The following is a 21,903-nucleotide window of genomic DNA, read 5'->3' on the forward strand; positions in this document are numbered from 1 at the left end:
CAGCCGCAACTCAGAAGTTGCCCTACGAATTCCGTTTCATAGCCGACGCTATCGGCCTTGACTCCTCCGGTCGCTGTGAAGCCCAAATACTCGCCCGTCAGCCGTACCGAAAAGTCCCAGCTTCCAAGACTGCGCCAATCAGGCTGCCCGAGCCGGCTCGGCTCCAGAGAGGTGTCCGCATCGGTTAAATTCGAAGATGCGCCGGATATTCCGGCCAGCAGCGCCAGATCGAAGCCCGTAAGTTCGTCCACGCCGAGAATGTCGAGATTGGCCATGATGTCCCCCTTTGGGCGGTTGAAAATCGCCAGCTGTCGCCTTGCCGCCTGCCTGTTGTCTTGAAACCGACATCCACCAGACGACCGGCACTCAAAGATTGATGCTTACAGAGTTCTGCGTCTGAGGCAAGAGACCCGGGCAAATGGCATCACCGGTCCGCCAAAACCGTAATGTCTGCGCTTTGCTCACCGGGAAGGTCAATTTCGCTTTCATCAGGGCGTAGTCCTCCCTTGGTTTTCTCAGGAACGCATGACAACCGGGCCGTTCATGCCGGTGATGGATCAGGCGGTGGCCGCAACTCTGCAATGAGCCGCAGAATGTCGGCGAAGAGGTGTCTTGGGATAGCAACTTCGGCCATCTGGAAGGCGACATAACGCCCGTGGCTGATGATCTTGGCACCGATCTTGATCAGCTTTTCTCTCAGAGAGGTCAGCGACCAGTCCCGGATCGGCTCGGGTGTGGCCAGGGTGCGCAGGAAGTTGCCGAGATTGTAGGCGAGAGCGTGAAGCTGAAGGCGAACTGCGTTGGCGGCAAACCTGCGGCATGACAGGCGGGTCCACTTGATCGCCCCCTTGCCTTCCTTGATGTATTGCTCAGCCGTGCCGCGCATGTTGTAAAAGGCGACCACGCGCTTCGCCGGTAAGGTCAGGTTGGTGACGATGAAGCCGACGCGGGGATAAAGTTCTCCGGGGTGCCATTCCACCTTGGCAACCACACGACGCGATGTCGTCCAGCTTGCTGCCTGGTAGCGGAAGTTGGCGTAATGGCGTCGGACTTCGTGGGGAGGCCGCCCGACAGGACGGGTCAGCAGGTAGCCGATACGGTCCTGAAGGATGGCATTGGCCTTGAGGCGGATCGTGTACTTGTAGCCCTCTGCCTCCAGAAACTCATAGATGTCGGGTGAGGCGAAGGCGGCATCGCCCCGGAAATAGCGGCGCAGGTCCCGTTCCCGGTACCGCTCAACGACAGGCTCCAGCACATCACGCCAGCCGTCGGCGCTGTGGACGTTGCCGGGACGAAGCGCACAGCGTTCCAGATCGCCGAACTGGTTGAACACGAACAGCGGATGGTAGCAGGTGCATTCGAAGTGACCGTTCCAGACGCTCATCTCCTGCTCGCCATGGGTCGGGCTGACGCTGGAATCCATATCCAGCACGATGACGCGTGTCGAACGACGAGCATGCACCCGGTCGATCCACTGGCCCGACAGATCGCAGAGCGCGGAAAGATTCTTCTCCACCGTCAGCCATCTTGTCTCGAAGCGGCCCATCTGGCTGGCTGAGGCCGCACGGCCTGAGGCAGCCTTGCCACCGACAATCCAGCGCATCGCCGGATCATGGCGCAGGCGCTCGGCGTCGTTGACGTCTTCGTATCCGGCAAGCCGTCCGAACACCGACTGCCGAAGCAGGCCCACCAGAGCATGGCGGCCGTTCTTCCCTGTTCGTGCGTCGGCCAATACGTCACCAGCCATGGCGCTGAGACCGAGGGTTTCGTCGAGCTCGCGATAGGCCAGCAGCCCGGCATCGGAGGTGATCCGCGAACCATGGAACTCAAGCTTCAGGCGGCGGTCGAATTCGAGCCTGAGAGCGCCATCATTCGATTCACCCGCCGGGTTCTCCATGATAGCCTCATACAGGTCAGGTTAAACTCCTGATATTTATACCTGAATCGTGAGAACCCAGCCAGAAATCAGTGCGTCATCTGGCGAATGCGGGTTCAATCTGACCGCCCGATGCTCTAACGCTGGCGAAGCGTGATTCGTCCTGTACCGGGGCACGGTTATGAGACATGTGGCTGCGCCGATTATGCCGCCAATTTGAACTCCGTGGCGGCTTCGGATGCAAGGGCCTTCTGTTCGGCCCTGATTTGGTTGGGGGTCTTGTGCCCATGACGCTCTCTCAGCTAAGAGGTGTTGTAGAGCGTGGCGAACTCAGCCAGGGCCTGACGCAGGTCCTCGACCGTGGCGAAGTGCCGGACCCAGAACAGCTGCTCCTTCAGCGTCCTGATGGCCCGCTCCGCCACGCCGTTGCCTTCCGGCTGGCGCACGAAGGCAGGCGAGCTTTGGATGCCGAGGAACTCGATCTCGTCCTGGAAGTCCTCGGACATGTAGTTCGAGCCGTGATCATGGCGAAGGACAAGACCGGCCGCAGCGTTCTCTTCCACCGCGTCGAAGTGCTCTGCCACTCCTTGCCGGATCGGCTCGAGGGCCTCCCAGCGATTGGCCCTGGAAGAGGCATGGGTCCCGACGAACTCACCCGAACAATGGTCGACTGCGACGAAGACGTAGGCACGTCCCTCGGCGATGGTGACCGTCTGGGTCATGGCGGAGCCCCAGACCTGATCCACCCTGTCGGTCGTGATGGTCCCGTCATGGGGATGTTCCGCCCTGTCTGCCGGCCGCTGCGGCGCAAGCAGGCCATTTTCCTTCATGATCCGCCGCACCCTGCGCGCTGCCGTCCGCACGCCTTGTATCCGCAGCCGGGCACAGACCTTGCGATAGTCTTCCCCGGTGAAGGGTGAAGCCAGCGAGCTTGCCGAACCAGTCCGGCTCCACCTGGACGACACCACCATCGGGCAGCTTCACCCGTGGCGTCCTGACCTCCAGGAAACACTCATGCTGGAAGAAGTTGAGATGCCGCCGCCGCTTGATGACCGTATCTTGAACCGGCAGGGCGGTGCCCGCGCCCGCAACAGGGAAGCGCGCCCCCGCAGAGAAGTCGATGCCGATTGTCAACGTCCTCTTCTCCGCATCGAACTCCACACCCTTGACGTACCAGGGCGAGCCGCTGCCGAGGGCGGCTTCAAAGAGCTGGTTCGGAACACTCATGACATCTCCCTGCGGTCTCCTGCTTCTCCCCCAGCATGGCAAGGCGACGTCCGGCCCTCAAGGACGCTACGCGCCGCGGCGCGGTGGCCTGCGGCCATCCTTGACCGCCGGACGTCGCCTTTCCATTCAGGAAGCAAGGTCGGGACGGAGGGATGGTCTGCACGGTCGAACAGAGGGATGGGGTCTAAGATTACCTTGGGTAAACCACTCATATCTCAAAAGAGGCATAATAGATTTGACAATTTGACAGCAATTAACGGTCGGCGGACGGATGAGCCTCGTCACGACCCTGAAAATTGAGTGAAGCCGGGCTGTTCACGCACATTCCGTGACCTCAGGGTTTGCAACCATCTTGGCTGAAATCGATACCGTAGTTGCTCGACATCGCCTGAATAGCTTTCAGCCGCGGCGCATCATAGCCGGATCGCATCTCGAAAGCGGGGTTGCCGATTTTCATCACGTTCATGCCCGGCATATACGGTGCCCATTTCAAGTCAGCTCGCATCGGATCGGCAAATTTCACAAAATTCAAAATTGCGCCTGTGAAGCCTGAAACAAACGCCCCGTCGCGCTCATCCACCCGGCCCTCACGACTCCCTAGACCCGAGGCTAGGACAGGCCCGCCAAACAGCCAGACGGCATCCTCGGAATGTCCAGCGCCTGCATCAGGATCGCGTTTGCGCTGCGGCGATGTATAGTTGAACTCGTAGACAAAGACGTTCCTTTCCGTCCTTGCCTGCAGGCAGGCTATGATCTGGGCCGGCCAATGGTAGGTGACATCGGCATAGGTTCTTCGGGGTAGCGCGACGCTACCATCCGCATCCGGGTAGAGCCGAACGACATCATTCCAGTTCCTGACAGAACCAATTCCTACTCGTTTCAGGCGCATGACCAACGCCTTTTCCCGCAACGCGAGCCCACGGTTGTCAACCTCCGTAGCCTCGTCCCGCGCGAAACCGATCATCACAGGCAGTCCGGGCGCCGCACCCAGCTTAAACCCGTCAACCTGTGAAGCGGTAACAACCGTCTTTCCATCATGAAACGGATAGGCTCGATATTCCTGCGTCACCAATTTTCCGGCTTTGCTCCAAGTGTTGCCGAACGCGGCCACGAGATCACTGGCTGGTATACAGTGACGCAGCGCCTTGGCCACTGCCTGGCTCGCCATTGCCACTTTCAAGGTCATGTCCGCCTTGATTTCAGGAACACTGGAGGCACTGCAAAATGTCTTGTCATCCAGCCGGTCAATCACCAATTCCCATAGTTTCTGGAAATTCAGTGGGAGCATATTCTCCGCGATTTTGTAGGCCGACTTCCGATCGCCCCCCCCCGATGACATCATGATAGCTTTGGAAAACAGCTTCGAGTGCATAACGGCGGGGTTGCTGGCGAGATATCCAACACTGGCACCGCCTGCCGAACTACCAGCCACCGTCACCTGCGCCGGGTCACCGCCGAAAGCAGCGATATTTGCCTTAACCCAAACCAAGGCAAGCGTTTGATCCAAGAGTCCGAAATTAACTGATTCGACTTGGTTGTCACCATCGAGAAAAGCCCACAAGGGGGGCGGGGTGCTCATGACTCCGAGCCGGTAGCTGATGGTGACGACAACGATCCCTTGGCTTGCCAGCCAAGCACCGTTGAACCGAGGATCAGACGTTGCCCCGCGTACAAATCCGCCACCGTGAATCCACACCAGAACTGGGAGCTCATCGGCAACTCCCCCCGCAGGGGTCCACACATTGAGAAACAAGCAGTCCTCGTCTCCCGACAGGTCACTCGACGGATCGGAGCCCTTGCGTTGTGTTCGCACCTGCTGCGGACACGGCGGGCCAAAACTCTTGGCGTCAAGTTTGTCTGATGAAGCTGTGAAGGAAACCGGGGGCTGCCACCTGAGATCGCCCACCGGCGCAGCAGCATAGCGGAGGCCAAGAAACGACGAAACCTTCACCCCATTGATGGAAACGGACACTCCCTCCACAGATGACCCGTCCACCAGCTTAACGAGCGGTCCGTTTGCCAGCGCTCCTCCTGTGCCGAAAACGCTTAGCGCACAGACCAGCATCACGATCAACCGCATCCTGCTCTCCATCGACCTGATCTCTTCTGTCATGCGTTCCCGATTCCGCCTATACACCATACGTGTCTGACGCCGAAGCCCGACAATCCGTGTCCAGGATACACTTCGAAATCTCTTTCAGGTCAAAATAGTTCCACGGAAATTTTCGTCAGATGCTGCCTCTGTTCGCGTGCCACCGAGCCAGTACGGGCATTATACCGAATCTCTGAGAATGTGACTCACTAGGGGCTTCACAAATCAGTTGTTGCTTGATTCACCGTAGCGAACGGAGGGTGTTCGCCATGCCAATCGCGTTGCGCGGGGATTATGACGCCGTCTGATTGAGGTCGTTAGCGCGGAAGACGAAGGATGCACCACAGGCACGGCGGCCTTTGTGCCTGGCAGCGATCTTTGACGGTGCGACACGCACGGAGGCAGCACAGATCGGCAACGTGACGCTGCAGATCATCCGCGACTGGGTAGTGAAGTTCAACGCCGATGGGCCGGGTGGTCTGGTCAACCGCAAGGCTCCCGGGCAACCTTCGAGGCTCAATGCTGAACAGCGGGCAGTGATTGCGAAGATGATCGAGAGCAGCCCGATCCCCGCCGCCCATGGTGTCGAGCGCTGGCGTCTGGTGGATCTTTGCCAGTGGATATGGGAGGAGTTCATGATCGTCATTGCCAAGCAGACCCTGAGCCGGGAACTCCGTACCATGGGCTACCGCAAGCTATCGGCAAGGCCGCGGCATCATGCTCAGACCGAAGGTGCCATTGCGGATTCTACATGTAAAAGACATTCCCCACGCGTCTGAAAGAGATTGCCTGCGAACAGGGCCTTGGCCCCGACAGGATAGAAATCTGGTTCATCGACGAGGCCCGCATCGGCCAGAAGAACAAGATCACCAGAAGCTGGGCCAGGCGTGGCACGAGGCCCTCGGCACCGCGCGACCAGCGCACCGCCTCAACCTACATCTTCGGCGCCATCTGCCCGAAAGAAGGAAAGGGCGCGGCGCTCGTCCTTCCCGCCTGCAACACCGAAGCGATGAACCTGCACCTCGCCGAGGTTGCAACTGAGGTCGGGCCGGGCCGCCATGCCGTTCTGATCCTCGACCAGGCCGGATGGCACCTATCGGATCGCCTCATCGTGCAAGCCAGCATCACCCTCTTGCCATTGCCGCCCAAGCGTCCCGAGTTGAACCCGGTCGAGAACCCTTGGCAGTTCATGCGTGATAACTGGCTCTCCAACCGTGTGATCACATCCTACGACAACCTGTTGGACCACTGCTGCTTTGCCTGGAACACCCTCGTCAATCAGCCATGGCGCATTATGTCCATCGGACTGCGTGATTGGGCCCATCGGTTCTGATCAATGGGAATTGGTATTGAACTAATCGCCGGGTGTTGGCATAAACGTGCCCAGGGTGATGAGTAATTGGTAGCGGGGGAAATTTCAATTTTGGGTCAAGACATAGATACGAAGTCACATAACATGCGCATGAGTATGTGTGTGCGGCAGGTAAGGGCTGGCGGTTTTTCGCGGTCGCCGCTTTCAGAGCGTCTGCCCATCTTCGGTTCAACGTATTGAAAAGCGTCCGACCCTCGCCGGAGAATGATTGATGCCGCCCCCTAAGCCCACTCTCATGAATATCAGCTCCTATGTCGATGCGCGCGGTAATCTCAGCGTCATTGAAGTCGGAGATTTGCCGTTCACCGTCCGCAGAATCTATTATCTCCATGGCGTGCCCCTGGGTGCAACCCGCGGCGAACATGGACACAAGCTCCTCGAGCAGCTCATGATCTGCATGCATGGCTCCTGCGAGGTGACCCTCAACGATGGCCAGACCCAAGAGCCCTTCAAACTTTCTCTTCCGTCCGTCGCACTCTATGTGCCGCCCGGCATGTGGCGGAGTCTTCGATTTGTCGAGCCTGACACCGTTTGCTGCGTGCTGGCGTCGAAACCCTATGAAAAGGAAGACTATATCTATGATTTCGAAGATTTTCTTGCTTGGTCGTCGCAGAGAAGTCCTGATCGGAGCCACCCGTGAAAAGTATTAAATACCCATTTCTCGATGTGCGATTCACCTACTCCGAGCTGAAAGAGCAAATTGATGCAGCCTATCACCAAGTGATGGACTCTGGCATCTATATCGGAGGTTCGGCTATGTCGGACTTCGAAGCCGCCTTTGCCAGTTACTGCGGTGCGAAGCACTGCATCGGCGTTGGCAACGGGTTGGAGGCTCTTGTGATGCCGCTGCGTGCTTGTGGGATTGGTCCGGGCGACGAGGTCATCGTACCCGCCAACACCTTCATTGCCACTTGGCTTGCCGTATCGCAGGTCGGAGCCGACATTGTCCCCATCGATGCCGATCCCGATACGATGAACATAGATCTTTCAAAGGTCGAGGCCGCGATCTCACCCCGTACCAAGGCTATCATGCCGGTGCATCTATATGGCGCGCCGGTGCATATGGCTAGCCTGCGGTCGCTGGCGGCGGCCCATGGCCTGTTGCTGATCGAGGATGCGGCTCAGGCTCACGGTGCCAGGGACCAGAACATTCGCACTGGCATGCTTGGCGAAGTCGCGGGCTTCAGCTTTTATCCTGGCAAGAACCTCGGCGCCTTTGGTGATGGTGGCGCCGTGGTCACCAACGATGACGATATGGCAAAGGCCGTTAGAAAGATCGCCAACTACGGGTCCGAAATCAAGTATCAACACGATACCCAGGGGGGAAACTCAAGGCTCGACCCGCTTCAGGCAGCATTTCTCAAGGTGAAACTCGCGCGCATTGACGCGTGGAACGCCCAGCGGAAGGAGATTGCCCAGATTTATTTCAGTCAATTGGCCGATGTGTCGGCCCTCCGACTTCCGAAAGTTGCACCCGGAACCGATCCAGTGTGGCATCTGTTCGTCGTTAGGCACGATCGACGCGATGCGCTGCGGGATGCACTAGTGGCCGAAGGGGTCGGCGTTGCCATGCACTACCCGATCGCCAACCACCTCAGCGGAGCCTATCGCGATCAGTATGGGCATCTGTCCTTTCCAGTGACCGAGGAAATCTGCAGGACGTGCCTGAGTTTGCCGATCGGTCCACATCTCGCCGCCCACGAGGCACGCGAGATTGCCGCGATCCTACGCCGCGTTGTGTGGTCGATTTAGGTTTCGGAAACCGCACGAATGGATGCCATTTCGCTTGTTGACTGGAGTTCTCACGAACACACGGTGAAACACCAGCTCGAATCGGGAAACCCGGTTCTTGCCATTGAAACGCTGGCGACCTGGGCGCGCGATCAGGTCGCGAAGACAAACCGGACCAGTGACGGTGGCATGTCTGAACTGGAGCAGTCCTGCCAATATTTCGCCGACCACCTTTCCAGGAAACATGCGCCGACGAACGTCACTAATATTGGATTCGACAGGCCGGCGAACGTCTATGTGGTGACCGAAATCTATCAGTCCGGCGGTCATCGGCGTCTTCTGGAGATGATGATCAAGTCCAGGCCTACAGAGCGGCATCTCGTTCTTTTTTCCGGTTTGCAGGAGGCCAACCGTGACTACAGTGTGAAGCGCCTGACTGACATAGGCGTCACCGCCCTCTATCCGAACCGCAGGCTTGCACTCTTCGATCGGTTGGTCTGGCTTTACGGCAAGTTGTCGGCTCTTGCGGCGCGGCGAGTAATCTTGTTGCATCATCCGGGCGATGTGATCTCGGCAATCGCTGCATATGCCACGGCGCCAGTCTATGGGCGGCGGTTCTATTTCGTGCGCCACGCGGATACGGTCGCTACAACCTGCACCAGGCTGCAAGGTATCACCCATCTGGCGATCCGCCCCGAACAGAGAGACCGCATCCTCGCGAACATGCCAGACAGCAGGGTGCTCACCCTGCCTCTTGTTTACGACCCGGAACTCGCACCGTCCGAAACGCTTTCTGAACTCATGGAGTGGATTAAGTCCGGAAACCGTGAATTCTATTCCTCCGGTTCATTCCTGACGGCCACATGCGGTGGCGATCATAAGTTTGCAGTTGATGGCCCTGTGAACTTCCCTGATGTCGTCGCCGGTCTGCTGCAGAACACCCGCGGACGGCACATTCACATCGGCAACGTTTCACAAATGTTTACCGCCGCTGTCCATGAGGCAATGGACAAGGTGCGGATACCACGGGACCGCATTCGCTTTGTAGGAGAAGTAGCTTCGGTGGCCTCCTGCCTCCTGCAGGTAAAAGCCGACCTGTTTGTGAGCTCGTTTCCTGTCGGCGGCGGTCTCAGCATGTCTGAGGCGGCCTATGCCGGTCTCCCTGTCGCTGTATACCAGCCGCCTGGCAACCCGCTGGCCAGCGCCGCAGAACGGGTGGCAGATCACGGATTTGCAGGCTATATCGCGGGCACGACCCATAGGCCACCTGAGGCCATAACATGGTCGGAACCCATCGATCTGTTTCGAACCTTGAAAGGCGGACTGGACGACGAAGTTCTTCACAAGCTGTCAAGAAGTTCTAGGGCGTGGTATCTGGCGCATTTCACGCCGAAGAAATTTACCAAGCGCTTCAATGCGATCGTCATGGCGACTGAAGGGCGGCGGCGAGAACCGCTCGACATGAGGCGGGCGGAGACCATTAAGGCTATCTTTGACAAGGCCTATTATCTTTCTCTCTATCCGGACGTGGCAGAAGCGGGAATCGATCCCTTTGTCCACTACCTGAGGAATGGCGAAGCCGAGCGACGACGCCCGCATCCCCTGTTCGATCCAACTCACTACCTCAACCAATTGCCCGAGCCGGAGAAGAGGTTCGCCAAGCATCGGTCACTGACTCACTATCTCAGTCGCGGCGAGGTCCTTGGCTTCTCGCCACACCCATTGTTTGATCCCGAATATTGCCGCAGATCACTGAAGACCATTGGTATCGTTTCCCAAAGTGACCAGGAGGAGCAAGCATCGGTTCTTGAACTTTATTTGCAAAACGGGCAAACGGTCTCCCCACACACGCTGTTTGATCCCGCATACTACAGGAGCGCCTTGCCGCTTGGTGCCGGTGAGGACGCTCTGCTTGTTCACTTTGTTCTTCGCGGCGCCGACGAGGGTCACAATCCGCATCCGCTGGTCGACATGTCGCGCATTGTCGCCGGCAGACTTAGCAGATTAAAGGCGCTGCTTGGCTATGTCCAGGGGCCGGCGCCATCGGCGAACGAGCCGCAGCCGCACCCTCTGTTTAATCCATCTTTTTTCTGCGGGAACAGCGTGAATTCATGGACCAGCGTCGCGCCAAATCTTCTCTGGGCCTATTTGATCGAGGGCAATTCGGCTGAGCGTTCGCCGCATCCCTTGCTCTCTGCCGATTGCGTCGAACGCTATCGGCCGGGTACGCTGGTAGACACGGAAACAGTCCTGTCGCTTATCGTCGATGGCCGGTACGCGGGCGACACCCACCCGCTAGTGGATGCGAATTTCGTGCGCCAGCAGGCGCCTTGGCTCGAGCGAAGCATCACGCATCCTGTGCTGTATTTTCTGGCACAGGGCATCGTGCACAATATTGATCCGCATCCCTGGTTTTCGCTCCAGTACTACCTGCGGCACTATCACACCGAAATCTCCGGACACACCAATCCGCTTGTCTATTACCTCCGCGAAGGACAAGCCAGGGGGCACCATCCGCACCCCTTCTTCGACCCCACGACCTATGCAAAGCGGGTTCCTTCTGAGCGCGCCCAAGCAGCGCCCTTGCTGGACTATCTGGAACAGGGTGCCGCCGGCGCAATAGCCACTGTCCCACTGTCGGATGATCTCGGCAGATTGTACCGAAAGTCTGCTAAAGAGTTCATGCGTGCGGACGCGGCCGACTCCGCCGTCAGCATGTTCAAGGAATCCATCCATCCCAGCAATGCGCCACCGCACCCCACCTTGGTGGTTGAACATCGGCCATTCAGCGCCCAACTCATCGCCAGTGAGACCTATGAAGGCCCGGTCTTCGGTACAGAGACTGGTCTCGCCGATCAAGCTATCAAAGATGTGCACCTCGTGTTTTCGGGGGTCGAAGTGCGTGTGGACCGCCCGAATGTGGTGTCGACGCATCACATCGCACCGCCATCTGGCAGTTATTGGGCGCCAGAGGGTGCTGCTAGACGTTGGCACAACGTCACCGTAGTTGGTGGCAGCGATGGTTTCATCACCAGTGATGGAGTTTGGCTCGACCCAACGCTGACCGGTTGCGCGCCGCCTGACGACGGTGCGCGAGAATACGGCCCCGTCATCGCCCTAAACATATTGGAAGTCTTGCTGTTTCGGCAAAACGGCCATGGAGCGTTCGAATCGGGAATACTTGCTACAGGGGCGAATAGCAGGAATTATTTCCATTTCCTGTTTGATCTTGCGACGAGAATCCGGCTTGCGGACGAGATGGCTCCGCCTGAAGTCCCGCTCTTAACCGATGCGGACATGCCGGGACAATTCTATCAGGCTCTGCGATTGCTGTTCCCTTTGCGGCAAGTCTTGCGTTTGTCGAGAAGCGTTAGTTACAGCATCCGTGATCTTTATGCTGGGAGCAGCCAGACTCTGGTTCGTGACAGGCTTGATCCTGTATCGTCCGACCAGATGCGATATCATCCGCTGGCATTGCGCTGGCTCAATGATTTAGGAGCAAGCGCGCGTAGTGAAAAGAATCCGAAACGTGTCTTCTTTCGCCACACTGGGCAATTCAGTAAGCTGCTCAACGGCCCTGAAATCGCGATCGAACTACAGAAGCTTGGATTCACTATCGTCGATTGCATCTACCAGAGTTTCTACGAACAAATGCGTCTGGCGGCCAGCGCAGACGTCATTGTCGGGCAAGATAGCAACGATCTGTCCAACATCGTTTTTGCCCGTCCCGGTACTGAGGTCTACGTGCTCTGTTCGGACGCACCTGGCACCAATTACTATACTTGGAGTATAATGGGAAGTATCCTAGGTTTAAACGTAACGAACATTGTGGGTTGGCACGCATTCGGCTCCGCCGGAGGTGCGCGGCCCGCCGTACAGGATAACTTCACGATCCCCCTGCGCTTGCTCAGCCCGTTCATGGAATTGGAACTTACCAAACATTCGGAAACCGGCTTTGCGGCAGACATAGATGATATGTCGTCAGATCCGGTCCGTGTCTTTGAGAACCTTTATGCGGCCAACGACAAGGCGCACGTGATCACCAGTGCGTGGGGATTAACCGCCGAATTGACCCCCGAGGTCTTTGACAAGCGCCTTGTCGCATTACGTAGGGCTGCGAGAAACGGCCTGCTGATGACCAATAGCCATGTTCTGCAAGGCCTGTTTGGGCAAGAATTCTTCAAGAATATCGGCCTCAGCGTGCGCTCGGGGTTGGCCACGTTGGACGATCATGACGACGATGAACTGCAGACACTCTTCCTACTCGAGCAATTCCTGCGAACTGCGCAGGCAACAACGGAGGGTGGCTCTTATGTATCGGTCGCAGCAATCCCGGATGTCTTCGGTCTGGGGACCGAGCCTCATCACGATGCGTTCCGCCGCTTTCTGGGATTGGCCATGCTTTATCGGCAAGCTTTCAAGCTGCCGCTGTTTGTCGATCTCGAAACCGTGCCTGACGATGTACTCGGCTGCTATTTAAACTGGCTTGTGGCTATGCCCTACCCGTTCCGGGCCGGTGATGATGACGCGTACCGGAGATTCGTTCCAAAGCTACTTGACTTCCTGCATGATAACTTGACACTCGACAGGCCGGAAGGCATTCGCAACCGCGTGGCCCAGGTGGCATCTCAACTCGATCTTGGGCAATTATTTCTGCTCGAAGGACCTTTGGAGGACATCTGGTCCCACCGGAACCGATTGCTCGAGATCCTGGCGCTCCGTGATGCCCTGCCCCCGGAGAGGCCTGAGACGGAGTCGGTCAGGCCTCGACGTGACCGGATTCGTTTGGGCGTTCTGGTCCGCACCTTCGCCAAGGGTCCCGACAGCGAGGCGATCATCGCCTTCTTCAAGAACTTTGACCGCTCGCGCTATGAGCTCATTGCTTATTCCATTGGCTTTCGCGACCGGGTCGTCGTTGCCGACGATGAATTCAGCAAGCTGATGGCGAACGTCTTCGATCGTCAGGTGAGTCTCATGGATGATAAGGTCAGGTTGCGGTCCAAACTTCTCGACGACGACCTCGATCTCTTCATCTTGGCCAACGCCACAACTTATGGTATTCAGAAACTGGATCTCGCCTTGTACCATCGGGTGGCGGCTAGGCAGATCGTGCTCAATTCGCATGTCCCGATGCCCACAGGCTTCCCCTCGTTCGATGCCTATGTAACCGGCCTGAGTGACGACCTGTCCTGCGAAGTCGATCAGGCCAACTACACGGAGAAGTTGATCCGGGTTAAAGGACCCGTAATCAACTATCTGACTGCCATCAAGATTCGTGAACATGGGCCATTGGCCCGCCAGGCCTTGGGCCTGTCGGAAGATGACGTCGTGCTAATGAATGGTGGTTCCATGCAGAAGCTCAGGTATGATTGCCTTAAAACGATGATGCGCGTCGCCAAGGCAATTCCAATGGGGAAGTTGATGTTCGCGCCCTACAATCCGGGCTGGGTGTCACGGTCGCAGGCCTTTGCGTTCAACCGGCAACTCAAGGAAATGGCAAGCGAAGTCGGGCTCCCGCTCACATCGATCGTCGTTCTCGGCGAACTCAGTGTTAAGGAAGCCGAAGGCGCCCTGATGATTTCCGACATCTACCTCAATCCATTCCCGCATGGCGGCGCGACTATGACTCATCTCGCCCTGCTCCAAGGCGTGCCTCCGGTCACCATGCGGCGGCGTAGCACCCGGTCGATCGACCAATTCCTCATTGAATCACATGGCTTCGAAGAGCTACTTGTGAATGATGCTGAAGCATATGTGGCTTTGGCCGCCGATCTGGGCAACAATCCGGAGCGGCGTAAAACTCTGTCCGCCGCCCTTCTTTCAGCGGCCGATAATCCGCCATTCGTTGACAACAGCGAATTTTCTCTAGACATGCAGCGCGTCGTGGACAACATCATGCGCGACGCTAGCACGAAGTAGTTGGATATCATGACTGGAGAAACGCTCATCGACCCAGCCGCGTGCATTGGGCAAAATGTAACGATCGGCCATGCCGTGCGCATATATGGCAATGTCGAAATCGGAGACGGCTGTAAGATCGGGGATTTCTCAGTGATCGGGTGCCCCGCCATGGCGAAGGGCCTTCCATATCTCAAACTTGGACCCCGGGCGACGATCAGGTCCCACGCCGTCATCTATGAAGGCTCCACCATCGGGCCGGAACTGGAAGCAGGACATCACGTAGTCATCCGCGAAGGCACAGTCATCGGTGAAAACTTACGTATAGGTAATTTGTCGGATATTGAGGGTAATTGCAAGATTGGCGACTTTGTCCGCATGCATGCCTATGCCCATATTGGCAAGGGCTCGGTGGTCGGCGATTTTGTGTGGATTTTCTCGCTGACCACGCTGATGAACGACCCGCTTCCCCCGTCCCATCTTTTCGAGCCGGTGACAGTGGGGGACATGGCGATCATTTGCGTCAACGCCCAGTGCCTGCCCGGCGCGATCATCGGGAGAGGCGCCCTGATCGCCTCGGGAGCCGTCGCTCAAGGCGATATCCCCCCCGGGGTCATCGTAACAGGAGCGGCAGGCGAAGTTGCTGGCCCGGTCAGGTTGATGCTGCATCTGCCGACCCGCACCAAACACCCTTGGCCTAGGCATTTCACTGATGCCTATCCGGACCGTACGCACGAGCGCATCCGAACATTGGCTGCCGAGATCAACGAGGAAGCTGCCCACTTTCAGGCACGGACGAAGGCTTAGGAGAATAAGAAATGGATGCTGGCGAAATTCTTGACCTTATGAATCTGGTCGTCACCAAGCGAGGCCTGCCTGCGATTTCGGACATGGCCCTCAGCACGCGGGATGCGAAGTTTCGCAGCCTGGATTTTTCCGAGGTTGCGCTTCGCATTGAAGACAAGATTGGACGAGAATTGTCGTTCGATGCTGCTGAGATGCGCCGCATCGTGACTGTTAAAGATGTCGTCGACTTCTTTACCGAAGCCTCCCGCGCCGCATGAGTGAACTCTTCACCAACAATCTCGTCTGGACGGGCGGTGCGCAAACAAACTGGAGCGGACTGCTCAACATAGCGAAAAATGCCCTTGGCGATGCCGGGCGCTTTGCTGATCATCGCGTGCTGTTCGTCGTTGATGACAATCGTCAAGCCCTCGCAGCTGTCATTTACGGACTGACCAACTGCCTCGACTGGGGCGTCATCGAACGGAGCCGTCTAACGCCGGAGGTCGAAGTGCGCTGCTATGAAAATGGCGTCTGGCCGGTTCCGATTGCGGGGTCGGCCACGGTAACCGCCCCCGCTACGGTTGATCATGTCCACGGCCGCATCACGGTCTTGACGTCAGGATCAACGGGCCTGCTGAAGCTGATTGCCCACGACCGCGAAACCCTGAATACCTTTGACCGCATGAAGCAGGCAGACACGCAGACCTGGTTTCTGCCGTTTCAGATTGGCTCCTATGCTTGGTACCAGATGGTGATGCTGGGCCTTCTCGTTGAGAGACAGAACCTCTATGCAGCCGAAACGGGTGACCTCGCCGCGAGTTTCGAGCGCGCGCTGGCGACGGGCCAGATCACGGCCATATCATCAACGCCGACTTTCTGGCGCTTCGTCCTTCTCGCGACCGACCGTGATGTCCTGCAAGTCTCACCAATCAACAGCATTTCCATCGGCGGCGAAGTTGTCGACCAGGCGATCCTTGATCAACTCCGCAATATCTATCCTAAGGCGATCATCCGCCACATTTATGCCTCATCTGAAACAGGCGCTGCCATTGTTGTTAGCGACGGCCTTGCCGGCTTTCCCGTCAGGGTCCTGAACGATCCGCAACGCAAGATTGGCGTGAAAGTCGAGGATGGACGCCTGTTCATCCGCTCGAAGTACTGCACGAGGACTTCGGGCGGCGATTGGGTCGATACCGGCGACCTGATCGAGATTCGCAATGACAGAGTTTATTTCTGCGGGCGCTCCGGCACCACCATGATTAATGTTGGCGGCCAGAAAGCCTTTACCCATGATGTCGAGGCCCACCTGATGTCGCATCCAACAGTGGCTTGGACCAAGGTGACCGCTCGCAAGGCACCGCTGGTCGGTCATCTTCCGATTGCCGCCGTGGTGCTGAAAGCGCCAATGGAACAGGAACAGGCAGAACAAATGCTTGTGGCCCATTGCACGGGCAAACTGGCGGATTATGCGATTCCGCGCCTGTGGCAATTTCTCGAGGGGATCCCGTTGTCGTCCAGTCTGAAGAGTTGAGAAGGGAACATCTGTGTACACGAGAAACCAGAGCATCATCGTCAGCGGCGGGTCCCGGGGATTGGGATTGTACCTTATCGAGCGCTTCCTCGAGAACGGTAACAGAGTGGCAACCTTCGCCAGGTCGCACACTCCGGCCGTCGACCATCTTGCCGAGACATACAAGGACGCTTATCACTTCAAGTCCGTCGACGCCGTCGATGCGAATGCCGTCAACGCCTTCGTCAACGACGTGCACAAGCGCTTCGGTGGCATAGACAGTGTTGTCAACAATGCCGCCATCGGGCAGGATCAACTTCTAATCCATGCGAACATGGATACGATACGCCAGATCGTCGACATCAATATCGTTGGGCCCACCATCCTGACTCGCGCGGCAATCAAGAAGATGCTGCCGCAGGGGCATGGCAATATCTGCAGCATCAGCTCAATTTGCGGATCGCGCGGGTATGCCGGTCTGTCGGTCTATGCTGGTTCCAAGGGTTATCTCGATGCCATGACGCGGTCTCTGGCCCGCGAGGTCGGTGAGGCCGGCATAATGGTCAATTGCGTAGCGCCCGGTTTCTTCGAATCGGAAATGTCCTCGGTGCTGCTTCCGGAACAGATGGCGACCATTCAGCGGCGCACACCGTCCGGCAAACTTTCCAGCGACGAAAACATATGGCATGTCGTGGACCTCGTGGTGGGCCGCAAAACCAATATTCAGGGACAGGTTCTGTTCGTTGACGGCGGCATCACCATTTGAAGTCGAACTGGCAAAGGCCTTTGGCGGGTATGTGCTGTCTGGCAGCGTACGACCCGGGCCGGCGTCCTATGACGCATCAGGGCGCCGCCACGTGTTCATTCCGCCCGCGCGAACTAACTCGGAAGCATATGCGCTCGATGTCGAGGACCGCGTCCATCCAGCGCCGGAGTTTTTGCATCGGCGGCTCAGCGGCAAAGATTGCGGAGAAGCCCTTCGGATCTGGACCGAGGTCGAGGTCGTTGCCAAAATACTGGGCGAGCCCTCACTTATCGTCCTCGACCGCTTCGTGAAAAGCGGCAAGATGATAGATGACAAAGAGTTGGATATAGAGATTGTCAGATTGGATACTGACACCCATTGGGTAGCCGTGGGCAGGAAAGGAAAGTAGCGTATCGATGAAGAAATATGATTTTGACAAGCGGATCGTCTTCGTCGGTGGGGCGCCGCGCTCCGGCACGACGGTGACCCACGCCTTGCTGTGTACCTCGGCGCACAACAATAGCTATCATCCGGAAATCAGCTTCATGCGGCCTCTGTTCACTTCCTACGCCGTGGGAGTGCAGAGCTGGACTGCCCACACCAATGCGTTCTTTCGCGAGCGTTCCCATTTTCGCGCCCACATCCGCAAAACCGTCGACTTGTCCCTCAACTACCTGAACACGGTCCTGAGGGATCCCGAAACGCTCTGCGTAAAGGACCCTCTTCTCACGCCCTCGTTTCACTGGGTGAATGAGTTGATGGACGGTCAGGCCGCTTTTGTCACCGTTGTGCGCAACCCATACGATGTCGTACGCTCGCGCCAGGAAGTCGTTGAGCGGTCCGGCGATAGCTTCACGCCCGAAATCGCCGCCGAAACTGCCCGGGAGTATCTGCGCAGCTACAAACATATCGACAATGAAACGCTCAGGCCACGGCAATTCCATTTCCGATATGAAGACCTCAACGATCCATCGGTCATCGAGGCCTTGGGCAAGTTCACCGGCTATACCGACATTTCCACGGAGAAGGTTTGGAACAGCGGCACTGGCGTCAAAGAGGAAAGAGCCAAGTCCGACCCTTGGTTCTCGCCGAAATATCATTCGCCCATCAACATCGAGCGCCGCCTCAGTCCGCTTGCCGACAGATATGCGAAAGTCGTCGAGCGTATCTGCGGGAAGCTGATCGAGAGATTTGACTACAACGCCTGATCCCCACCAAGTGGGATTGTGAGGATTTTGAGCGGATTCCGTTCACTTTGAATAACCGGCCTCGGTGAAGAAGTATCCACAGGCTCCTCTGTCAAGTCGGCGAACGAACTGCCCTATGCGACAGTAGTGTAGATATTACGTAAGCGCTGTCTTTACGTAAGTGCCCGGTGAGTTACGCGGCCTGAGCGTGTGGTTGGTTGCTTGCCCAGTACCACGGGAGCAATTCGGCGATGCGGTTGATTGGATGATCGGCGATGCGAGTTAAGACGGAGCGGAGATAGGCTTCGGGATCGATGCTGTTCGTGTCCCTTCGGTGAGGGCCGTCTTGTCTGTTGGGATTGGTGATGATGACATAGTCGTATGACTGACCATACGCCTATGCCGAGGATTTCCCGCCTTGAGGTTGTTGCGACGGGCGCCCGTCGTCGATGGACGCCGGAGGCGAAGCATCGGATCGTTGCGGAGAGTTGTGTCGTGCCGCGGAATGTTTCGGCGACGGCGCGACGGCACGGAATGAGCACCAGCCAATTGTTCACATGGCGGCGGCAGGCCCGTGAAGGCAAGCTTGGCATCGCTGAAGATGATGTGGCTTTCGTGCCCGCGGTCATCACGGAACGCGAAGCTGTCCCGTCAGTGCCGGAAGCCAGCGGCGGCATGGCGAGGTCCACGACACGAGATGGTACGCAGGTGCCGGTTGCGGGGCGAATGGAGATCGTCCTTGGTGGTTCACGACCTCTACCTGGACTGTGGGCCCCTGCAAATTCATCGTCGCCGCAATGCCTGGGAATCAAGCGTCAAATTCTATCCATTGGCCATCTCGTATGGCATTATCATTGTCGCGCCCTGCCATCAGGTGCTGGCAAGAAGACAATCCAACGCCACCTCGAACGTGCCGCTTTCCAGCGTGGGCGTAAACACGTCGTGTTCCCGGACGTGCGGAACCGGTCGCAAATCGACTCCTTTACGGTCGGCTATGCGCTGGGCATGAGCTACGTCTGGGGCATGATCCTCGCCATAGAACATGGTTGCGTGAAGGTACTTGTTGTCTGACCAAGCCTTGCGCAGATCGCGGTCCCGCGGTGGGAGGCAGGCCGCAAACTGGGCAAGCCGTTCGAGTCCGAGATCGGGAACATTCGGGGCTGGCCGGCCAAGGATGGTTTTTGCCCCGAAAGTCAAACATCCCTGAGCTCGCATCGCAAGAGCCGCGCGCACAGCGATCAGACCACCCCCTGATGTTCCGAGTGTCAGGACCTTGCTCGCATTGGCAACTTCCGGAATTTGAGCGATGTGTGCCGCCACGCCATCAACGTCGCTAGCGATCCCGTCGGCGCCAAAAAGGAACAGGCGCTGCGTTTCGTCAAAGGCATAAATCGCCGTCACGCCGCGCTTTGCAATCAGGCTGTCGAAATACTGAATGGGCCATCCGGAAACGCGGTTCTTGATACCGGGAAAGACAATCAAGGCAGGGCCACCCTCGTTTCCCCGCGCTACTTGGAAGCCAGTTGTTCGGATATTGCCGCTTAGGCGATTGCTTCGCTTAAGACGCCCTGAAAGCACAACCCGCGCATGGAGCTCCTCATTGCCAAGTACCGCCGCCAGCGCATAGGCCTCGTCCTCGCGATCCACACTCAAGGCAAGCCGCATCAACATGATTGCCATCTTCGTCGGAATCGACGTGTTACCAGCTGCTGCAGCCCGCGCATCAAGCAGTCGCGCTATTACAGCATTACTAAAAGGAATACTGCTGATGAGCTGTACGATTTCCATCGAGCAGGGATATTTGCGGACGACAGCGAGCGCTTCGGCCATGGCCTCTGCCTCGCCTGAGCTCCGGAAAATGAAAGCGATCCGCTTCACGATCAAAGACAGATTGTTCGGCAACTGCGTGAGTTGCTTCTGCACGACCTCGAGTGCCCGCGCCGCCCCTCCCAAAATCCGCTCCTGCGCAGCTACTTCAAGTGTGGCATGCCGGCGGATCTCAGGAGCCACGGCACGGGGAGGATCGCCAATCGTTTCGGCTTGCAATGCATTGAAGAATTCTGCTGCACGCTTATTCCGTCCAGTTTGTGCAAGGGCCCTAGCACAATTCAGCGCCAGCTTGGGACTCATGCCATTCCAGTCCCGTCCGACAGCAAGATCGGCTAGATATGCCTCCGCGTCAGTTGTTCGGTTCATTCCGATCAGCGACGTGCGATAGGACTCGGCAGTGATAAAATCCGGCGTATTGATCTGCCCGGACTCACGGTAGAAATTGATTGCCTGAGCGTAGAGCCTAAGCCTGCTGAACCACTCACAGCCAAGACTGGCCACCAGCTCCGTATTGCGGGGATGGGCTGTGCGCATTGCGCGTATGACCCGTTCCGGATCCGTCAGGCCTACATCGCAACCGAAGTTCAGGATTGGGCGTAGTTGCCTGAGAGCCTGAGAGAACGCAAGCCTCGCGAAAAGGGCACAGCGGCTCTGAAGCGAAGCATGGGAAATGGCGCGCACGTTCTGAGGTGTCAAACGGTCGCCCATGCGCGAAATCAACAAGTCCGCATCCGCCCAGAGTCCCGCCAAGACCAACGCCTTGACCAGACAGATAAGACGCTCCTCGTCCCAATCCGTCGTCCAACTCTCCGCTCGGGTCTGCAACGATTCGCCAAACATGGGCCTTGCCTCAAGACCGACCAGGCAAGCCACACCATCATTGCCCGATCCATCCTGGCGCACGGCCGATGTTATGCCAATCATGTCAAATTGTGCCTGTGTTCATGACTTGTGGCCTGCGGACCCCAGCGCATTAATCAATCTCCCAAATGGACACGACCAACAATCAGACTCCGCAACAATGAAGCTTTCTTGTCACCGTACCGCGAACATTCTGAGATCGAAACTTCAATTAGAATCAATGATACTTAGGCAGAGCATACCGCCCCTGGTGATCCATCAGAAGACAAAATTCTTCTGTTGGATAGAATCTAACGCTTGCCCATCCGAATGTCGCCGTAGTCGCACTTGCCAACAAGGTGCCGCGCATCTCCTGGGCGGCCTTGTGCACGGGCAACAGTTTAACGCCAAGGGAACACCCCTGGCTGGAGAAGGCCGAGGTTGATAGCAGCAAGCGGGCCGGTGTGACGACGGACATCCTCGCCAATCCGGTGCAGAGCCCCCTGGCAGCAGGGGTCCGCGGCAGATGGGCTGGCAACGAACCCCGGTTGCGGCGGCGCTTCGCGGCACGGGTTTGAACTCGCGCCGGTTCGCTCCACCCGCCCTCGGCTTCGTTGCCGGACTCGATCTACTCGGCCTCTTCGAGCCGCAGCATCAGTTGGTCTTCAGGCACTTCCGGCACGCGGACCATGGGCAGGGCCTTCCGGACCTGGGCGCGCTCGGCCGGATTGTCGTCGAGCAGCACCAGCGCGTCGAGGCCGATGTTGAGGGCCTTGGCGATGGCCTCGAGATTGGTCGCCTTGTCGATC

The 21,903-nt window shown here is 57.6% G+C and carries 16 protein-coding genes and 4 pseudogenes; 11 read left to right on the top strand and 9 right to left on the bottom strand.

The genetic code is table 11. The features are described 5' to 3' along the window. From ACEW8Q_RS11010 to ACEW8Q_RS11035, 6 genes and pseudogenes are all read right to left on the bottom strand, one after another. Window positions 1–275 (bottom strand): hypothetical protein (locus tag ACEW8Q_RS11010; protein WP_373504107.1); only part of this gene is annotated, 275 nt, incomplete at its 3' end. A 266-nt stretch (window positions 276–541) separates the two neighbouring features. Beyond that, entirely contained in the window at window positions 542–1,897 is a 1,356-nt protein-coding gene (locus ACEW8Q_RS11015; protein ID WP_373504108.1) for an IS1380 family transposase, read from the bottom strand. A 281-nt stretch (window positions 1,898–2,178) separates the two neighbouring features. Further along, entirely contained in the window at window positions 2,179–2,706 is a 528-nt protein-coding gene (locus ACEW8Q_RS11020; RefSeq protein ID WP_373504122.1) for a transposase, read from the bottom strand. Window positions 2,707–2,721: 15 nt separating this feature from the next. After that, window positions 2,722–2,847, bottom strand: a pseudogene (locus ACEW8Q_RS11025) (hypothetical protein); the annotation flags it as partial. Continuing rightward, window positions 2,789–3,103 (bottom strand): annotated as a pseudogene (locus tag ACEW8Q_RS11030) (ISL3 family transposase); the annotation flags it as partial. The pseudogenes ACEW8Q_RS11030 and ACEW8Q_RS11025, both read right to left, overlap by 59 nt. Window positions 3,104–3,437: 334 nt before the next feature. Next, window positions 3,438–5,216 (bottom strand): carboxylesterase family protein, encoded by a 1,779-nt coding sequence (locus ACEW8Q_RS11035; RefSeq protein ID WP_373504109.1) that lies wholly within the window; start codon window positions 5,214–5,216, stop codon window positions 3,438–3,440. 287 nt (window positions 5,217–5,503) lie between these two features. Between ACEW8Q_RS11035 and ACEW8Q_RS11040 the strand changes: the two genes are divergently transcribed. From ACEW8Q_RS11040 to ACEW8Q_RS11085, 10 genes are all read left to right on the top strand, one after another. Beyond that, window positions 5,504–6,528 (top strand): IS630 family transposase gene (locus ACEW8Q_RS11040; RefSeq protein ID WP_373504110.1). Its coding sequence is split into 2 segments (ribosomal slippage): window positions 5,504–5,950 and window positions 5,953–6,528, totalling 1,023 coding nucleotides; the frame shifts between segments, so codons are not numbered across the junction. A gap of 274 nt (window positions 6,529–6,802) precedes the next feature. Further along, window positions 6,803–7,207: an FdtA/QdtA family cupin domain-containing protein gene (locus tag ACEW8Q_RS11045; protein ID WP_373504111.1), complete on the top strand. Its 405-nt coding sequence runs from the start codon at window positions 6,803–6,805 to the stop codon at window positions 7,205–7,207. Further along, window positions 7,204–8,319 (top strand): DegT/DnrJ/EryC1/StrS family aminotransferase, encoded by a 1,116-nt coding sequence (locus tag ACEW8Q_RS11050; RefSeq protein WP_373504112.1) that lies wholly within the window; start codon window positions 7,204–7,206, stop codon window positions 8,317–8,319. The genes ACEW8Q_RS11045 and ACEW8Q_RS11050 overlap by 4 nt, the downstream gene beginning before the upstream one ends. An 18-nt stretch (window positions 8,320–8,337) precedes the next feature. Beyond that, the gene (locus tag ACEW8Q_RS11055; protein WP_373504113.1) at window positions 8,338–14,217 is read left to right on the top strand and encodes a glycosyltransferase 61 family protein; all 5,880 of its coding nucleotides are present in this window, start codon (window positions 8,338–8,340) and stop codon (window positions 14,215–14,217) included. Window positions 14,218–14,226: 9 nt separating this feature from the next. Further along, on the top strand, window positions 14,227–15,003 hold the full coding sequence (locus ACEW8Q_RS11060; protein ID WP_373504114.1) for an N-acetyltransferase: 777 nt from the start codon (window positions 14,227–14,229) through the stop codon (window positions 15,001–15,003). 11 nt (window positions 15,004–15,014) lie between these two features. Continuing rightward, window positions 15,015–15,260, top strand: a complete 246-nt coding sequence (locus tag ACEW8Q_RS11065) for a hypothetical protein (protein ID WP_373504115.1) — start codon at window positions 15,015–15,017, stop codon at window positions 15,258–15,260. Next, window positions 15,257–16,513 carry an AMP-binding protein gene (locus ACEW8Q_RS11070; protein WP_373504116.1) on the top strand — a complete coding sequence of 419 codons (1,257 nt, stop codon included), beginning with the start codon at window positions 15,257–15,259 and terminating at the stop codon, window positions 16,511–16,513. The genes ACEW8Q_RS11065 and ACEW8Q_RS11070 overlap by 4 nt, the downstream gene beginning before the upstream one ends. A 13-nt stretch (window positions 16,514–16,526) precedes the next feature. Then, a complete protein-coding gene (locus tag ACEW8Q_RS11075; protein WP_373504117.1) occupies window positions 16,527–17,258 on the top strand; it encodes an SDR family NAD(P)-dependent oxidoreductase in 732 nt (243 codons plus the stop codon). Further along, window positions 17,236–17,646, top strand: a complete 411-nt coding sequence (locus ACEW8Q_RS11080) for a hypothetical protein (RefSeq protein WP_373504118.1) — start codon at window positions 17,236–17,238, stop codon at window positions 17,644–17,646. Before ACEW8Q_RS11075 ends, ACEW8Q_RS11080 begins: the two co-directional genes overlap by 23 nt. Before the next feature lie 7 nt (window positions 17,647–17,653). Then, window positions 17,654–18,445 (top strand): sulfotransferase, encoded by a 792-nt coding sequence (locus tag ACEW8Q_RS11085; protein WP_373504119.1) that lies wholly within the window; start codon window positions 17,654–17,656, stop codon window positions 18,443–18,445. A gap of 172 nt (window positions 18,446–18,617) precedes the next feature. On the opposite strand, the pseudogene ACEW8Q_RS11090 reads toward ACEW8Q_RS11085, so the two are convergent. Further along, a pseudogene (locus tag ACEW8Q_RS11090) lies at window positions 18,618–18,746 on the bottom strand (transposase domain-containing protein); the annotation flags it as partial. A 77-nt stretch (window positions 18,747–18,823) separates the two neighbouring features. Here ACEW8Q_RS11090 and ACEW8Q_RS11095 point away from each other — a divergent pair. Next, window positions 18,824–19,012: pseudogene (locus ACEW8Q_RS11095) on the top strand (transposase); the annotation flags it as partial. A 282-nt stretch (window positions 19,013–19,294) separates the two neighbouring features. On the opposite strand, the gene ACEW8Q_RS11100 reads toward ACEW8Q_RS11095, so the two are convergent. Both ACEW8Q_RS11100 and ACEW8Q_RS11105 read right to left on the bottom strand, forming a co-directional pair. Then, window positions 19,295–21,094 (bottom strand): hypothetical protein, encoded by a 1,800-nt coding sequence (locus ACEW8Q_RS11100; RefSeq protein ID WP_373504120.1) that lies wholly within the window; start codon window positions 21,092–21,094, stop codon window positions 19,295–19,297. Between the two features lie 628 nt (window positions 21,095–21,722). Next, window positions 21,723–21,903 (bottom strand): hypothetical protein (locus ACEW8Q_RS11105; protein WP_373504121.1); only part of this gene is annotated, 181 nt, incomplete at its 5' end.

The sequence above is a fragment of the Aestuariivirga sp. genome (assembly GCF_041738905.1).
GTDB lineage: Bacteria > Pseudomonadota > Alphaproteobacteria > Rhizobiales > Aestuariivirgaceae > Aestuariivirga.

Bases quoted from the DNA above. Each gene is read 5' to 3' on its own strand.
- ACEW8Q_RS11100 (WP_373504120.1), bottom strand. From the start codon at position 21,094: ATGTTTGGCGAATCGTTGCAGACCCGAGCGGAGAGTTGGACGACGGAT.
- ACEW8Q_RS11070 (WP_373504116.1), top strand. From the start codon at position 15,257: ATGAGTGAACTCTTCACCAACAATCTCGTCTGGACGGGCGGTGCGCAA.
- ACEW8Q_RS11085 (WP_373504119.1), top strand. From the start codon at position 17,654: ATGAAGAAATATGATTTTGACAAGCGGATCGTCTTCGTCGGTGGGGCG.
- ACEW8Q_RS11055 (WP_373504113.1), top strand. From the start codon at position 8,338: ATGGATGCCATTTCGCTTGTTGACTGGAGTTCTCACGAACACACGGTG.
- ACEW8Q_RS11045 (WP_373504111.1), top strand. From the start codon at position 6,803: ATGAATATCAGCTCCTATGTCGATGCGCGCGGTAATCTCAGCGTCATT.
- ACEW8Q_RS11015 (WP_373504108.1), bottom strand. From the start codon at position 1,897: ATGGAGAACCCGGCGGGTGAATCGAATGATGGCGCTCTCAGGCTCGAA.
- ACEW8Q_RS11035 (WP_373504109.1), bottom strand. From the start codon at position 5,216: ATGACAGAAGAGATCAGGTCGATGGAGAGCAGGATGCGGTTGATCGTG.
- ACEW8Q_RS11020 (WP_373504122.1), bottom strand. From the start codon at position 2,706: ATGAAGGAAAATGGCCTGCTTGCGCCGCAGCGGCCGGCAGACAGGGCG.
- ACEW8Q_RS11060 (WP_373504114.1), top strand. From the start codon at position 14,227: ATGACTGGAGAAACGCTCATCGACCCAGCCGCGTGCATTGGGCAAAAT.
- ACEW8Q_RS11065 (WP_373504115.1), top strand. From the start codon at position 15,015: ATGGATGCTGGCGAAATTCTTGACCTTATGAATCTGGTCGTCACCAAG.